Source organism: Mesorhizobium sp. (assembly GCF_004962245.1).
Lineage (GTDB): Bacteria > Pseudomonadota > Alphaproteobacteria > Rhizobiales > Rhizobiaceae > Mesorhizobium.
In genome coordinates this window covers 225099-241040 of sequence record NZ_SUHQ01000004.1, presented here as the reverse complement: position 1 = coordinate 241040, position 15942 = coordinate 225099, and the positions used below count along the sequence as shown (strand labels likewise).

At 60.8% G+C, this 15942-nt stretch carries 15 protein-coding genes; 4 read left to right on the top strand and 11 right to left on the bottom strand.

What is annotated here, in order from left to right; genetic code table 11:
• Positions 1–10 precede the first annotated feature (10 nt).
• From E5X88_RS06430 to E5X88_RS06415, 4 genes are read right to left on the bottom strand one after another with little or no spacing between them, the layout of a single operon-like run.
• Positions 11–1018 carry an ABC transporter permease gene (locus E5X88_RS06430; protein ID WP_292159383.1) on the bottom strand — a complete coding sequence of 336 codons (1008 nt, stop codon included), beginning with the start codon at positions 1016–1018 and terminating at the stop codon, positions 11–13.
• A complete protein-coding gene (locus E5X88_RS06425) occupies positions 1015–2535 on the bottom strand; it encodes a sugar ABC transporter ATP-binding protein (protein WP_292159381.1) in 1521 nt (506 codons plus the stop codon). The genes E5X88_RS06430 and E5X88_RS06425 overlap by 4 nt, the downstream gene beginning before the upstream one ends.
• Positions 2532–3572 carry an ABC transporter permease gene (locus E5X88_RS06420; protein WP_292159378.1) on the bottom strand — a complete coding sequence of 347 codons (1041 nt, stop codon included), beginning with the start codon at positions 3570–3572 and terminating at the stop codon, positions 2532–2534. Before E5X88_RS06420 ends, E5X88_RS06425 begins: the two co-directional genes overlap by 4 nt.
• Positions 3573–3589: 17 nt before the next feature.
• Positions 3590–4660 carry a sugar ABC transporter substrate-binding protein gene (locus E5X88_RS06415; protein ID WP_292159376.1) on the bottom strand — a complete coding sequence of 357 codons (1071 nt, stop codon included), beginning with the start codon at positions 4658–4660 and terminating at the stop codon, positions 3590–3592.
• Between the two features lie 542 nt (positions 4661–5202).
• Here E5X88_RS06415 and E5X88_RS06410 point away from each other — a divergent pair.
• The 4 genes from E5X88_RS06410 to E5X88_RS06395 are packed head-to-tail and all read left to right on the top strand — an operon-like array spanning position 5203 to position 8933.
• The gene (locus E5X88_RS06410) at positions 5203–6090 is read left to right on the top strand and encodes a TIM barrel protein (protein ID WP_292159374.1); all 888 of its coding nucleotides are present in this window, start codon (positions 5203–5205) and stop codon (positions 6088–6090) included.
• Positions 6091–6104: 14 nt separating this feature from the next.
• A complete protein-coding gene (gene hisD / locus E5X88_RS06405; RefSeq protein WP_292159372.1) occupies positions 6105–7412 on the top strand; it encodes a histidinol dehydrogenase in 1308 nt (435 codons plus the stop codon).
• Positions 7409–8194 carry an SDR family oxidoreductase gene (locus E5X88_RS06400; RefSeq protein WP_292159370.1) on the top strand — a complete coding sequence of 262 codons (786 nt, stop codon included), beginning with the start codon at positions 7409–7411 and terminating at the stop codon, positions 8192–8194. The genes hisD and E5X88_RS06400 overlap by 4 nt, the downstream gene beginning before the upstream one ends.
• 43 nt (positions 8195–8237) lie before the next feature.
• Positions 8238–8933: a trehalase family glycosidase gene (locus E5X88_RS06395; protein ID WP_292159367.1), complete on the top strand. Its 696-nt coding sequence runs from the start codon at positions 8238–8240 to the stop codon at positions 8931–8933.
• Positions 8934–8942: 9 nt separating this feature from the next.
• Here E5X88_RS06395 and rraA read toward each other — a convergent pair whose 3' ends face one another.
• The 7 genes from rraA to E5X88_RS06360 form a co-directional block, all read right to left on the bottom strand.
• Complete coding sequence (gene rraA, locus E5X88_RS06390; RefSeq protein WP_292159365.1) at positions 8943–9425, bottom strand: ribonuclease E activity regulator RraA; 483 nt, start codon at positions 9423–9425, stop codon at positions 8943–8945.
• Positions 9426–9436: 11 nt separating this feature from the next.
• Positions 9437–10075, bottom strand: a complete 639-nt coding sequence (gene otnC / locus E5X88_RS06385; protein ID WP_292159361.1) for a 3-oxo-tetronate 4-phosphate decarboxylase — start codon at positions 10073–10075, stop codon at positions 9437–9439.
• Positions 10072–11343: a 3-oxo-tetronate kinase gene (otnK, locus tag E5X88_RS06380; protein WP_292159359.1), complete on the bottom strand. Its 1272-nt coding sequence runs from the start codon at positions 11341–11343 to the stop codon at positions 10072–10074. The genes otnC and otnK overlap by 4 nt, the downstream gene beginning before the upstream one ends.
• Before the next feature lie 32 nt (positions 11344–11375).
• The gene (locus E5X88_RS06375; RefSeq protein WP_292159357.1) at positions 11376–12362 is read right to left on the bottom strand and encodes an amidohydrolase family protein; all 987 of its coding nucleotides are present in this window, start codon (positions 12360–12362) and stop codon (positions 11376–11378) included.
• Complete coding sequence (locus E5X88_RS06370) at positions 12346–13023, bottom strand: arylsulfatase (RefSeq protein WP_292159355.1); 678 nt, start codon at positions 13021–13023, stop codon at positions 12346–12348. The genes E5X88_RS06375 and E5X88_RS06370 overlap by 17 nt, the downstream gene beginning before the upstream one ends.
• Before the next feature lie 62 nt (positions 13024–13085).
• Entirely contained in the window at positions 13086–14165 is a 1080-nt protein-coding gene (locus E5X88_RS06365; RefSeq protein ID WP_292159353.1) for an ABC transporter ATP-binding protein, read from the bottom strand.
• Positions 14158–15891, bottom strand: a complete 1734-nt coding sequence (locus E5X88_RS06360) for an iron ABC transporter permease (protein WP_292159486.1) — start codon at positions 15889–15891, stop codon at positions 14158–14160. The genes E5X88_RS06365 and E5X88_RS06360 overlap by 8 nt, the downstream gene beginning before the upstream one ends.
• Positions 15892–15942 lie beyond the last annotated feature (51 nt).

The following is a 15942-nucleotide window of genomic DNA, read 5'->3' as shown; positions in this document are numbered from 1 at the left end:
TTCCGACGCTTTACTTGATGATGCCAATCTTCTCGCGATCGATCGTTATGGCGACTGCAATGACTATGACCACGCCGAAAACGATGTTCTGGTAGGCGGGATTGAGCCCGACGATGACAGTGCCGATGCGCACCAGTCCGGCGATGAGTCCACCAACCAGGGCGCAGGCAATACCCCCTATGCCTCCCGAAATGGCAGTGCCACCAACCACCACACCGACGATCGCCGGAAGGAGGTAGTTGTTCGCCATTGCAGGCGAGCTGTATCCGGTCTGCCCGAGCAGGAGCAGGCCGGCGACAGATGCACAGATCGCTGAAATAGCGAAGGCCAGCACCTTCACGCGCAGGGTTTTGACGCCCGACAGGAGGGCCGCCCGTTCTGAAGCGCCGACTGCAAAGATCTCGCGGCCAAGACGGGTAAACCGGAACAGCGCGCCGAGGATGGCGGCCGAGATGAGAACTACAATCACTCCGTTCGGCAATCCGGCCGTGCGGCTGCCGAAGAAGGAGATGATGGCTGATGGTTGCGACAATGGGGCAGCGGTAGCGTTTGAGATGAAGTGGGTGATCCCGTAGAGCATCCCCAGCGATCCGAAGCTTACGACAAATGACGGAATCTGGGCCCGGTGATGAACATAACCCTGTAGGGCACCAACGAGGCCGGCAAGCCCGAGCACCGCGACAAAAGCGAATTCCCCCAGGGTCGGATTGAGCATGACGAAGGCGACCGCCGCAAACGAAGCCATGGTCGCGACAGACAGGTCGATACCGCCGAGCAGGATGACGACAGCACTGCCCATGACCAGCATGAGCAGCGGCGCGGCGTCTGTTGTCAGTCCGGCAAGTGCCCGCAGCGACAGGAGTTTGGGCTGGACCCACGCGATGGTCGAGAACAGTCCGGCAAGCGCGATCACCGGAACAGCGATTGACCTGAGCCGACGGGCAATTTCAATTCGCCTGATGGATGCGTTCTGTTCGCCAACCTGGCCAGCGCGAATTTCTGGGCTATCTCCACTCATACCATCGCCTCGACAATTTGTTCGGGCCTTGGCTTGTGCAGGCAAAGGTCTTCAAATCTGGCCGACACTTCGCCATCACGCATGACGATCACGGTGTCCGCCATACCCAGCGTCTCCTCGAGAGTTTCCGAGACGAAGACAATCGCCAGCCCCTGGCGGGCGAGTTCCCTCATGACGCCGAAGAGATCGGCCTTGGCGCCAGGATCAAGGCCACGCGTCGGGTGATCGAGGATGAGCACCTGGAGACGATCCGACATCAGCCATTTGGCCAGAGAAACCTTCTGCTGGTTGCCCCCGCTCAACCGCTCGACATATTCGACGGGTGAAGGCGTCTTGACCTTGAGCCTGTTCATCCAGGAAAGCGCTTGCGCCGTTTCCTTTTTCCGGTTGATCAGGCCAATGCGTCCCATCTGCGGGCCGAAGGTGAGAACGATGTTTTCGAGGACGGTGCGTCCGACTATGACACCCTCAAGTTTCCGCTCGGCAGGGACATACCCGATCCCGGCGCGTATCGCTGCATCGGGCATTGCCGATAAACCCAGTTCGTGGCCGGCGACCTTGACGCTGCCAACCACACCGTCCTCGGCGCCGAAGATGGCACGACAGAAGGTTTCGGCACCCGAGCCTGCCACACCGGTGACGGCCACGATCTCGCCTGACCTGACCGAGAGAGATACGTCGCGAAACCTGCCCGGCGCGGTGAGACCGCCGACCACCAGCCGCGGCTCGAACGCCTCGACCGGCTCGCGACCGCTCTCCTGATAATAGTCGTCGGAGCGTCGGGAGCCGACCATCAGATGGTAGAGCTCCTCGTGGCTCGTGGTGTCCTGCGTTCTTTCCGCGACATTCTCGCCATTGACCATGACGTGAACGCGGTCGGAGATTTCCAGGACCTCTTCCATCCGGTGAGATACAAAAACGACCGATGCGCGCGCTCGCAGTCGCCTGATCTGGCGAAACAGATCTTCGACCTCAGATGGGCTGAGCAGCGACGTTGGTTCGTCAAACAGGATGACAAGCGGCTGATCTATCAGTTCCTCGATTGCAAGCACCTTGGCGAACTCGACCATCTGCCGGTCCGGAAAGCTCAGCGCGTCGACCTTGATGTCGGGAGGGATATCGCACTCAAGCTTTGCGAGCTGTCGGGCAGCTTCCCGATTGAGACCTCTCCAGTTGTAGATACCGAAGCGACGGTGCGGCGACGGCTTGTCGAAAAAGATATTCTCGGCAACCGTGAGATTGGGGATTAGCGACTGCTCCTGATGGACCAGCCCGATGCCCATGCTCGCCGCAGCCAGCGGCGACCGGACGATGGTATCAACGCCACGCAGGCGGATCTTCCCGGTGGTCGGCTGCTCCATGCCTGAAAGGATTTTCAGAAGCGTCGACTTGCCGGAACCATTCTGGCCAATGAGGCCAAGAACCTCGTTCTGGCGCAACTCTACGCTCACATCGTGCAAGGCACGCACGCCCGGATAGGTCTTGCCAATGTTTGTTGCAGCGAGAACCGGGGTCATTTCACGATCCTCAGCCGCCCACGAAGGCTCCAGTTGCCAATGACCAGGGCTGCGATGATGGTGAGGCCCTCGGCCACATGGCGCAGGTAGGGGTCGACTCCAAGCTGGATCATGCCGTTGCGCAGAAGCTCGAGAATGAACACCCCGATGATGGAATGGAGCACGCCGCCCGTGCCGCCACTGAGAAGCGTTCCGCCAATGACGGCGGCACTGACTGCCGGGAACAGGAAGCCCTCCCCGGCTGCGGGATTGCCGACGGCGAGCTGCGCAGAGATCATGACGCCGCCAACGCCGGACATGAGCCCCATAAGCACGAAAGCCAGGATCTTGTGAAAGCGGACATGCTGTCCTGACTGCCTCGTGGCCTTTTCGTCGCGGCCGATGGCGTAGGACATTCGCCCGAACTGGGTATAGGTCTGGAGAAACCAGCCAAATACTGCAACCGCGAGCGCCAGAAAAACCAGGGCGGAAACGCCAAGGCTCTTGTCCAGTGCCAGACGCGTCAGCCGTTCATCAAGAATTTGTGGCTGCCTACCCGGAAAGAGCAATGTGGCGATACCCAGTCCGACAAACCAGGTTGCGAGTGTGACGATCAGGGACGGTAGCCGCAGAAATGTGTAGACGAGACCATTGACCAGGCCAAACGCTGAGCCAAGACAGGCGCCCGCCAGAATGGCCCACCAGCCCAGATCGAAACCTGTCACAGAGTTGGCGATGAGCAGCGAGACCAGCATGCTCGATGCTGCCATCACGCCTTCGATCGACAGGTCGATGGAACCCTGGATCAGGATGAAGGAGAGGCCCACGACGAGGACAACCGGGATCGCGCTCGATTCAAGAACGACCTTCAGGTTGCTGGCTGACAGAAACTGCGCGCTTGCCAGCGAGAAGACCAGAACGAGAACTGCAAGCGTGGCAACCGGGCCGAGTTCCTTGAGCGGAAATCGAAGCCTCGATGCGACCTTTGGCTGGCCCGCTAGCCTCCCCGCACCTTTGTACGGGGAGGCTTCGATGCCCGCGTTTTGCGTGAGTGTCATGACCGACCAGTTCCAGCTTACTTGTTGGCACCGGCGGGGATCTGACCGACCGAGGCCGCCCAGAAATTGGCCTTCACCTTGTCGTAGCTATAGTCGGCTGCAACGTGCTTGCCGTTGAGGATCGCCTCGACATTGTCTTTGTTGACCAGGGTCTGGGACAGGTAGAAATCGCGTTGCTCTTCTTTCAGTTTGGCAAGGTCGATGTCGCCGGTGATCACGCCAACGGCCAGTGCTGTGGCCGTTGCGCCCTGGACATAGCCATCTATGTACATCGTCGAGAGCATGTCACCCGACTTGATAAGCTGCATGACATCGCTTGAACCGTCGGAACCCGTGACGAGAACCTTGCCGGCAAGGCCCTGTTCCCGTAGCGCCGCTACTGCGCCGAGAGCCATGCCGTCATTGGCAGAGAAGATACCCTTGAGGTCGCTGCCGTATTTGGTAAGCCAGGCTCGCGTGATGCTTTGGCCCTGGGTCTGATCCCAGTTTCCGACCTGGACATCGACGAGTTTCAGCCCCGGGCATTCGGCAACCGCCTTTTCGAGCCCGGCGAGCCTCTGCTTGGCCGGCGGATTGTCCGGTATGCCCTGAAGGGCAGCGATGTTGCCCCTCCCGTTGAGCGCCTTGCACAGTTCCATGCCGTTCCGATAGCCGGAATCGACGCCGTCGAACGAGATGTTGGCGACCCAGGCGTCCGGCGCCGTATCCCACGGATGAATCTCGTCGGGGCGATTCCAGAGATTGACGATCTTGGCGCCGGCGTCTCGCGCCCGCTCCACAATCGCTTTGGTGAAGGCGTTGGACGCGGGGTCGACGGCGATCGCGCACCCCTCGCAGCCGGTCGCGAACACGGCCCCGAACTGCTCCAGCAGTTTCTGCCCGTTGAAGTCGCTGACGATAACATTGACGTCCTTGCCCTTCGATCCGGCGACAGCCTTTGCCCCCTCGATAAATGCTGCCCAGTACTCGCTGGACGCGCTCCCGACGCCGACATAGACGTTCCCAAGGTCTCCGGCGAACGAGGCAGATCCCGACAGCGACAGTACGCCTAAGCCGAGTGCAAGCTTTCTCATCAGATTCTTTAGCATGGCTTCCTCCCTGGTCATGAAAACCACCCGCCACGGACGGGCTGCCATCACCAAACGCCAATTTGCATAGCAATGCAACAAGAATCTTGCATTGCTATGCTGAGCAGCCGCAATTTTCCTCCCAACGCATTGTAAAAAAACGATATATCGCCGCAGATCTTCCCTGATGGACCCAATCGCTGAATTTCTGTCGGCTCTTGGGTGCGCCTTTTCGGAATAAAGTACCCGATTGCGCTCCTGCATGGCCGAACGCATAGAGCCAATCGCCAGCGCTCTGGCCTGATGCCTTAATCACCGGGCAGAGACGCGGGCCGCCAAGCGTCAACCAGCTTCAATACAAATAATTGTTTTCATTGCACTTATTCGTCTCAGCGATGCCCACCAGATAATGTATCAGAACTCGCTTGGGAGCGAGCGCATCCAAGGAACTCCGTCGGCAAGCGAAGAGAACGGATTGCATTGCTATGCAAAATGTGATTTATGCGGGGGATCGCTCGTCCGCGATCGGGGCGACGCAGGATGCATAGCCAAAGGATATCCAGATGCTCGTCAAACTTGCCAATGCGCCCGTGTCCTGGGGGGTCGACTACGCCGATGATCCCAAAAACCCGGCATGGCCGCGTGTGATGGATGAGATCGGCGCGGCCGGTTACGGTTACACCGAACTCGGTCCCTACGGCTACTATCCGACGGATCCTGCGGTTCTGCGGCCCGAGTTTGATCGCCGCGGCCTTACGGTGATGGCCGGATTCGTGTTTCAGGATCTGCATAGCCCGGAGAAGGCTGAAACAGTGCTCGACGTTGCAGAGCGCACGGTGCGGCTGCTTGCGGCGGCCGGCGGAAAGTACCTTGTCACTATCGACCACATTTCGCCGGAAAGGATGAATACGGCCGGGCGACGTGACCTCGCTCAGCCAATCGGTGCGCAGCGCCTCGACCATCTTGTCGGGCTGATCGATAGCATCGCCGACCTCGCGCTCGCACACGGGGTCATGCCTGTCATCCACCAGCATGCTGGCTGCTACATCGAATTCGAGGACGAAATCGAGATCGTCCTGGACCGGCTGGACCCGAGCCGGGTCGGTATCTGCATTGATACCGGCCACATGGCATATGCGGGCATCGATCCTGTCGCCTTCTACCGCCGGCATGCGCATCGCGTACGCTACTTCCACTTCAAGGATATCGATCCGGTTGTCCACAAACGCGTACTTGCAGATCAGATTCCGTTTCTCACCGCTATCGAGCAGAAGATTTTCTGCCCGCTGGGCAAGGGCGTTGTCGACTGGGCCGGACTGGCAACCGCATTGCGGGAAACCGGTTATGACGGGGCCGCGACAGTGGAACAGGACATTGATCCGACCATTTCGCTCAATCCCGCGGACGATGCGCGGGCCAGTCTCGCCTATCTCCGCTCCGTCGGCTTCTGAAACGAGGTGCTGCAATGATCCGTGTCCTGAAGGAAGGCCGTTCATCGGTTCAGAAAGTCAATGACCATGCCTCTGTCAAAGCGGCGGTAGAATCCGTACTGGCGGCCGTCGAGCAACGCGGCGACGAAGCAGTGCGCCACTATTCAGAAACGTTCGACAAATGGGCACCCGAGAGTTTCCGCCTGTCACAGGCTGAGATCGACGGATGCATCGCCGCCGTGGCACCCCGCGACCTCGATGACATCCGCTTCGCACAAGCACAGATCCGGCGCTTCGCGCAGATCCAGAAAGATGCGCTTCGTGACGTCGAGGTCGAGACCCTTCCTGGTGTAGTGCTGGGACACAAGAACATTCCGATGAGTTCGGTCGGCTGCTATGTGCCCGGCGGCAAGTACCCGCTGGTGGCCTCTGCGCATATGAGTGTCATCACAGCGAAGGTCGCGGGCGTGAAGCGCGTCGTGGCCATGACCCCGCCCTTCCATGGCAAACCCGCTCCTGCGGTGATCGCCGCAATGGCCCTTGCCGGCGCCGACGAAATCTACGTGATCGGTGGCATTCAGGCGATCGGCGCGATGGCGATCGGCACGGACACGATTGATCCGGTCGACTTCCTGGTCGGGCCGGGCAATGCGTATGTGGCCGAAGCAAAGCGCCAACTGTTCGGACGCGTCGGCATCGATTTGCTCGCCGGGCCGACAGAGACATTGGTTATTGCCGATGAGACGGTTGATGCGGAGCTCTGTGCCACGGACCTTCTTGGTCAGGCCGAGCACGGCCCTAATTCGCCGGCGATCCTGCTCACCAGTTCCGAACGTCTGGCTCGAGACACTGTCACCGAGGTCGAGCGGCTCCTCGAAATCCTCCCAACCGCGACGATCGCCCGCCAGGCCTGGGCCGACTACGGTCAGGTCATCGTCTGCGACAACGAGGAGGAGATGGTGGCGGAAGCCGACCGGATTGCGTCCGAACACGTCCAGGTCATGACCCGCGATCCCGAGTACTTCCTCGCCAACATGACGAACTATGGCGCCCTCTTCCTGGGACCGCGAACCAATGTTGCCTACGGCGACAAGGTCATCGGCACCAACCACACTTTGCCGACGCTCGGCAATGCCCGGTTCACCGGCGGTTTATGGGTCGGCAAATTCATGAAGACATGCACCTACCAGCGCGTCCTGACCGATGAAGCCTCGGCCATGATCGGCGAATACTGCTCGCGACTATGCGTGCTCGAGGGTTTCTTCGGCCATGCCGAGCAGGCCAACATCCGCGTGCGGCGTTACGGCGGCAGAAACGTGCCTTACGCGCAAGCCGCCGAATGATGGTTGACGCCGCGCCCATACGCTTGCCGGCAACACCGTCATTCCGTCTTGACGGACGGCGGGCGCTGGTGACTGGCGCCGGGCGGGGAATTGGGGCGGCACTGGCTTCTGCTCTCGCGGAGGCAGGTTCCGACGTTATTCTTGCCGCCCGCACCACCACGGAGGTGGAGACCGTTGCGACCGCTATCAGGGCTCGCGGCGGCCGGGCCTCCCCACTGACCCTTGACGTGACCGACGTCGCCGGGGTGTGCAAAATCCTGGCGGCCCAGCCCGCCTTCCACATTCTTGTCAGCAATGCCGGCACCAACCGGCCCAAACCGATCGCTGAGGTGACGGAGGACGACTACCACGCGGTACTCGATCTCAATCTGAAGGCCTCGTTCTTCGTCTCCCAGGCTATTGCGAAGCGCATGGCCGAGGACGCGATCCGGGGATCAATCATTTTCATGTCTTCGCAGATGGGCCATGTCGGCGCGGCAAACCGGACACTCTATTGCGCCTCAAAACATGCAGTCGAGGGTCTGACGAAGGCGATGGCAGTGGAACTCGGCCCGATGGGCATCCGCGTCAACACGATCGCGCCCACGTTTGTCGAGACGCCAATGACGCAACCATTTCTGAAGGATCCGGTCTTTGCGCAATCCGTCCTCGCGAAGATCAGACTTGGCCGGCTGGGGCGTGTGGAGGATCTGATGGGCGCGGCAGTTTATCTGGCCTCCGATGCCTCGGCACTGGTCACAGGAACCTCACTGGTTGTCGACGGCGGATGGACCGCGGAGTGAGCGGACGCAATCTCGCCGCTCCAGAATGAAAGAGAGCAGCAGCATGGAAATTCTTGACTACATCGAGGCCTATTGGCCACGGATTGTCCGTAACGTGTCCGTTGACGAAGGCACGCTGATCGGGCTCCCCCGACCTTACATGGCGCCGGCCGAGGACCCGATTTTTCAGGAGATGTTTTACTGGGACAGCTATTTCACGGCCGTTGGTTTGAGCGGCACGCCTCGCGAGCAGCTTGTCGTCGACATGGCCGAGAATATGGTCGCAATGCTGCGTCGCTTTGGCATGATCCCCAATGCAAGCCGACTGTATTTCCTTTCACGCAGCCAGCCGCCACTTTCGACTGCCATGTTTCGCCTTGCCTTCGAAACGAAGGAGGCTCGTGGCGATGCTGATGCCTGCGCTTTCCTTGCTGAAGCCATGAACGTCTCGGGGATCGCTAAGAAGGATCGGCGCGCGCCGAAACCCAAACGCGCGATTTCTTCGGCAGGGGCAACGCCCCTCCTCGGCGTTCGGAGCGGCTCCCGTTCTCTAGGGATGACGCGCAAACCACAGCTTGGCGAACCTATTGGCGAACTGGTCAATAAACCATTGATAAATAACGATAATGGTGGGCCCGGAGGATGTTTGGGAAACAAGCAAAATCAAACAGTTAGGGATCGGTGGGACCACGCGGCATTAAAATCTGTTCCAATGTTTTTCGATGTTTCTGTCCCACCTACGGCGCTACCTAGCCAATGATCGCATGAACTACGCGAGGACGTTTTCGTCGGATACCAACAGTCCATCCCTGTCGGCGTAGGCGAATGCGCCAGGCCGGAACTCCACACCTCCGAAATGGACGACCGTACCCGCTTTCCCGGCGCCATCCTTGGACGACTTCTTGGGCGAGACGCCGAGGCAGAACACAGCGACGTCCATGTTGTCGATTTCCGTGCTGTCGCGCACCGAGCCGTTGATCACGATCCCCGCCCAGCCATTGTCCCGCAGGATCATGGCGATCTGATCGCCGAGCAGGGCGCAACGGGTCGAGCCGCCGCCGTCGACGACCATTACTCTCCCTTCGCCCGGCTTCTGAAGCTCAGCCTTCAGCAGGGCATTGTCTTCGAAGCACCTCACTGTCGCGATCGGCCCGTGGAACGACCTCCGCCGCCCCAGCTTTGTGAACGGCAACTCGCAGAAGCGGACAGCTTCCCCATGCGCGTCAACAAGATCGGCTGTCTTCAAGGCCATGCTCTCCTGTTTCAATAGCCGCCGAAGACGGCTTTCAACTCGTCTACCTGCTCGGCGGTCAGCATGCGCGTGGGCGCGCCGCGCAGGAGAACCAGCAGCTTCGCGGTTTCCTCCAGTTCCTCTGCAGCATAAACGGCGGATGCGATGTCCCTTCCCGTCACCACCGGACCGTGATTGGCGAGCAGTACGGCCGCGTATTTCCCGCTCAGCTCGCGGATCATGTCGCCGGCCCGCTCGTCGCCGGGACGCACATAAGGCACCAACCTGACCGCCCCGACCCGCATGACGACATAGGGCGTGAGCGACGGAGTACAGTCTTCCGGATCGATGTCTGCCAGACACGACAGCGCGGTTGCAAATGTAGAATGCAGGTGAACGACCGCGCCGGTCCCAAGCTTCGTCTCGTAAAAGGCGCGGTGGAGGAAAACCTCCTTCGAAGGCTTGTCGCCAGACACGTGCCGCCAATCGCGGTCGAGCTTGGAAATGCTCCCGGGGTCGAGAAAGCCAAGACACGAGTTGGTCGGCGTCATCAGGAAGCCGTCCTCGACGGCGGCGCTTATGTTGCCGGCCGACCCGACGGAGAATCCGCGGTCATAGAGAGACTTCGACAGCCGCGCAATGTCGTCGCGAACACGTGCTTCGTCACTCATCGCCCCGCCAGCCTTTCGAGCGCCTTGTCGAAAAAATCGCGCGAGCCAAAGTTCCCCGATTTCAGGGCCAGCGCGATCGGACCTTTGCCTTCCGCGACGAGAACCGGCACGCCGGGATCGATTTCTGCACCTATGGCCAACGCGCCGAGATCGAGCGCCGAGACAACCGCTCCGGATGTTTCACCCCCGGCAACGACAAGCCTCCGAACTCCGCCGGAAACTAGTTTGCGTGCCGTGTCGGCGAAAAGCGCATCGAGCGTCTGGGCAACATGCTCGCGTCCGTGGATGCCCTGCAGCCGCGCTACCTCGTCAGGCGAGGCGGATGAATAGATCAGCGGCGCCTTGCCTTCATTGCCACGCACAAAGGACACGAGGTCTTCGGCCGTCGTCTCGCCGCGCATGACGGCATCAACATCTATCGCAAGTGTCGGATGCCGTTCCCTGTGATGGTCCACCTGGCCACGGGTCGCGCCAGAGCAACTGCCAGCAAGAATTGCCTCGGGGCCATCCACAGAGACTTGTATTGCGGACGTACCCGCGACCTTGCCAGCGTCGATGAAGTTGCCGGGAAGTCCCAGAGCGATTCCTGAACCGCCGGTGACAAGCTTTACCCCGGCGCAGGCGCGACCGATCGCCACGAGATCGTCGTCGGTGACCGCATCGACGATGACAAGGCGCTTGCCCGTCGCCGCAGCCTGCTTCAGAGCGTGTTCGGTAGGGCCCGGTCCGTCCCGAACCGTCTCCCAGGCGACGAAACCCACGGGCTCCTTGGCCTGGCGACGAAGCCACCGGCGGATATCGGGATCGGTCATCGGATTAAGCGGGTGATTCTCCAGGCCGGACTCGTTCAGCAGCCGATCGTGAACAAAGAGGTGACCGTGATAGACCGTGCGTCCCGCGGCTGGGAAAGCCGGGCAGACGACGACACCACGCACGCCGAGATGCACGGCCAGTGCTTCCGCAACCGGCCCGATATTGCCTTCCGCCGTCGAGTCAAAGGTCGAGCAATATTTGAAGACGATCTGCTCGCAGCCCTGACCGAGCAACCAGCGAAGTGCGGCCAACGATTGATCGATTGCGTCGGTCGCAGGAATCGACCGGCTCTTCAGGGCGACAACGCCAGCCTCGATACCAGCCGGCGCGTCGGCTGCGGGAACGCCAAGGAACTGTGCCGTCCTCAGGCCCCCCTGCGTGGGCAAGCCCTTGGCCAATGTGTTGGCGATGTCGCTGGCACCCGTAAAATCGTCCGCAATGACTCCGACCAGCATCGCTACCTTCTCGATTCCTGTTCAAAGGCGGTTCAGAAGCCGTAGAGCTTTGTCGGGTTTTCGACGAAGACCTTTCGGATTGTGGGTTCGTCGCCCGCCCAAGCAGCAGCCAGATCCATAAGTTGTGCGTCGTCCGGCTTTCCGTGCTTTCCCGGGGACGGGTGCGGCCAGTCCGAGCCCCAGATCAACTGATCCGGCGCGGCCAACAGATCCGCCTTGGCAACCGCGCCGACATCCGCATATGGCGGACCGTCGAGCGTATCCTGATAAAGACTCGAGATTTTCGCATAGGCCTTGCCAGTGGCGAGTAGATCACGGACGACTTTGAATGCGGGATGATCGAGCGCGTCGGGCTGCGGTATGCGTCCCAGATGATCGAACACGACAATCACAGGCAGGCTGCCGAGAAGATCCGCGTTCTTGGCTATGTCATCGCCCTTCATATGTACCTGTATATGCCAGCCGAGATCGGCCACGCGCTTCGATAGAGGCGCGATCATGTCGACGCTGGTGGCGCCCGCCCTGCCAAGATTAAAGCGGATACCCCTCACGCCGAGGCCATCGAGCCGCTTGAGCTCCGCATCGGTGACAGACGTATCGACGACTGCGACGCCGCGCGCGCTGCCGCCAAGCTCTGCCAGAGCTTCGAGCAGGCAGGAATTGTCAGTGCCGTAGGTCGACGGCTGAACAATCACACTGCGTTCGAAGCCGAGGCGCTCCCGCAGACGCTTGTAATCCGCAAGGCTGGCATCCGGCGGAACGAGGCTAGCGTTGGGTGCCGCCGGGAACTTGCTGTTATAGATGTGAAAATGACAGTCGCAGGTGTGCTCGGGAGCCCGGAACTTCGGTTTTTCAGTGCCGGCAGAGAAGGGAACCTCGTCGTCCGCCTTTGTTTTACCCACGCCAAGCATCGCTGAAGCCGCAAATCCGGCTACTGAAGCGGCAAGCTGGCGACGTGTCATGGCATGAGGCTTCATGAAGACTTCCTCTCTGTTGGGAGTTTCATCGAATGCGGTCATTCGCTCCGAACAGTCCGCGCAGCTTGGCTACTGCCGCTTCCGGACTAGTCCTGACAGGAATGTTGGTCACGGCCTCGACCGCTTCCCGCGCGCGGGCCATAGAGAAGTGAGCCAGGGTGATAGCGTCAAAATCATTCAGCTTCTCGGCTTCTGCCGCGATGAGCCGGTTGTGGGTCTCGACGTCACCAGCGCGTACGGCCTCGATAGCGCCGGGCACAAAGAAGCTGGTGATCGTGGCGGCCGGGTCAAGGCGCTCGGCTTCCTCGCGAAACTCGTGTTCCATCCCCTCCCTCGACGGCGGGAATGTGTAAAGCATCGCCGTCCGGCCGCCGGTACGAATAGCCGCCTCGAACATCGCCTCGTTTGGCTTCAGGACTGGAACATCAAGCTGCGCGGCGGCTTGTTCGATGGCGTGTCCAAACGCCGAGCAAGTGAACAGTACGGCGTCGCTCCCGATCGATCTGGCATATCTGGCCAAGGCCACGATGCGCCCGACCATCTCGTCGGTCAGCTTCTCCGCCTTCGCCCGGTCCAGCGAGAGGCTGTCTTCCAGGATGTTGACCCTTTCGGCATCCGGCCATGTGGCGTCGAATGCCGCACGGATCGGTTCCATCGAGATAGGCGTGGCGTGAATCAGTGCTATTCGAGGTGTCGCTGGCATTGTCCGAGTCCGATGAAGCGATCGATGGCCTCCCGGGAGGAGAGCAGCCTTCGATGTGGAGGTTACGTTCGGGGCGCCGCAGCGAAAACCCAGACACTCTCCGGAGGAATGCGCGCCCAGACGTTGCCTGATGGCATCTGGCGGGCACCGTGGGCTTTCGCGACGAAATCGCCGCGACGCAATCGGTATTCCCACTTGTCGCCGAGATAGATGCTGTCATCGAGATGCATCTCGATGCCGTCAGTTGCTGGGCTGTCGCTCACGCTGATCTGCTCGACACGGATGACCGCGCGGGCGTCGTCGGCGTCTCCAAGCCCACCGGTCTCCCGCACCATGCCGTTGAGTGACCAGCCGTCGCCTCCGATCACGGCCGATTGGCCAGACCGCTTCTGGATCTTGCCTTTCACGATGTTGTTGGCGCCGAGGAAATCGGCGGAATAGAAGCTGTTCGGATTGGAATAGATGTCCTGCGGCGTGCCCTGCTGCACGATGCGGCCGTCCTGCAGAAGCAGTATGTTGTCCGCCGCCGCCAAGGCCTCGCTCTGGTCATGGGTGACCAGAATCGCGCATATCTCGAGGTCGAGGATCAGCTTGCGGATCCAGTAGCGCGCTTCTTCCCGGAGCTTGGCGTCCAGGTTGGAAAGAGGCTCGTCGAGCAGAAGAACTCGAGGCTCGTAGACGAGCGCCCGGCAGATCGCGACGCGCTGCTGCTGTCCGCCGGAGAGCTGCGAAGGAAATCGCTCGGCGAGATGGCCAAGGCCCAGACGGTCGAGGATAGCCTGGACGCGCGACGCGATCTCTACCTGCGGCACGCCGCGCAGCTTGAGCCCGTAGCCGACATTGTCGCGGACATTGCGATGAGGCCAGAGTGCATAGGACTGGAACACAAGGCCGATATTGCGCTGCTCTGGCGGGAGCCCGATCTTACGTTCGCCGTCGAGCACGGTCTTGTCGCCGATGACAATCCGCCCGACCTCCGGCTGTTCCAGCCCGGCGACGCAGCGAAGCAGCGTCGTCTTGCCGCTACCGGATGCGCCTAGCAAGGCGACGATCGAGCCGCGCTCGGCCGTGAAGGAGGCTCCCTTGAGTATCTGCAGTCCGCCCAGCCACTTCTGGACGTTGTTGACGATAAGCTCAGTCATGGATGCGTGCTCCCAGTCGAAGGGCGAGCGCAAGGCCTGCACCTGTGAGGATGATGCTGATCAGGGCGAGTGCCGCGATGGTGTTCATCGCGCCGGTTGTGAGCAGTGAAACCATAAGCGAGCCGATGACTTCCGTGCCCGCGCCCATCAAATAGACGCCGGTCGCATACTCGCGCAGGAAGATGATCATAATGAGCGCCCACGCTCCGGCGAGGCCCGGCCGCACGATCGGGATGACCACGTCCCACCAAGTGCGGCCGATCGTTGCGCCTGTCGTCCTGGCTGATTCCTCCAGTTCCGGAGAGACCTGAATCAGGGTGCCCTGAAGCAGTCGCAGACCGTAGGAGAGCCCGACGACGACATAGGCCACGAACAGGCTGACGAGGGTCGGACGCAGCGGCGTGAGGAACGGCACAAACAGAAAGACCCAGAAGAACGCCAGTCCGACGACAAGCCCGGGAAGGGCACGCGGCAGCAGGACGATGTAGTCCAGCACGGTGTTGGAGAAGCCACGATTGCGGTGGCCCGCCAGTCCAATCACCAGATAGATGACGACTGCGATTGCACCGCCCACGACCGAAAGAATGACCGTATTGATCATGCCGCGGACAAGGCTGGGGACTTCCAGCATGCGGTCAAAGTTCGAGAAGGTGAAGCGCTCCAGGAGGTTCACGCCCTCGCCCCAGGCATCGACGAATGCCCGAACGGTGATGCCGCCGATCGGCAGAACGACAGAGACAAAGAGCCACAGCCCGATAACTGAGAGCGCAATGACTTGGCCGCTGGCGCCGAGCTTCAGGCTGGAAACTCGCGAGCCCTTACCGCCCAGCGCTGCGTAGCGGCGTGCATTCCTGAGCAGGCGGCGCTGCATCCAGACCAGCGGCAAGGTGATGAGCACCAGCACCATCGCCACGACGGCCATTAATTGATAGGTCGGCGTACCGAAGAGCGTAGTGAGCTTGTAGATGTATGTCGTCAGCACCATGATTCCGTTGGGATCACCGAGTACCAGCGGTATGCCGAAAGTCTCGAAACCGAGTAGGATGTTGAGCGAGGCCGCGAAAACCAGCGAGGGCAACACCATCGGAAGTGTGACATCGAGCGATACACGCCAGACACTTGCTCCCGCAGTGCGCGCCGCCTCCTCCAGGTCGGATGGCAGGTTTCTCATGGCCGACGACACGTAGAGATAGACGTGCGGCACGTGGCTGAGACCGGCTATCACGATCATGCCCGCCAGGCTGTAGATGTTCCACGGAACGAAGCCGATGAGGTCACGGACCGCGAGCGACATAAAGCCGGTGGGGCCCACGGAGACCGTGTAGCCGAAAGCAAGAACGATCGACGAGATGAACATCGGCACCAGCACCAGCACCTCAAGCAGGCGCTTGAAACGGATGTCGGTGCGCGTGATCAGGAAGGAAAGCAGGCCACCGAGCGGCACTGCAACCGCGACCATCCCGAATGCGAACAGCGTCGTCGTGCCGAGCGCTTTATAGAAAGTGGGGTCGTTGATGACGTAGCGATAGGCGTCGAGGCTGAGTTCAGCGCGGGGGCTGAAGAACGGCGCGCTGAGGAAGCTCTGGTAGACGATCAACCCAACCGGAGCCAGCACCATGATGGTTAGGATGCCGATGGCGATGCGCCGGAAAAGCTGGGCGTCACCTGCGGGCCGCGCCGTGTGCGACGGAACATATCTTTGCAGCACGGCTGCATCTGCGCTCATCGCAGCGCTATTGGGACTGGTCGCCATCATAGTCCTCCCGGAAAATAAGAG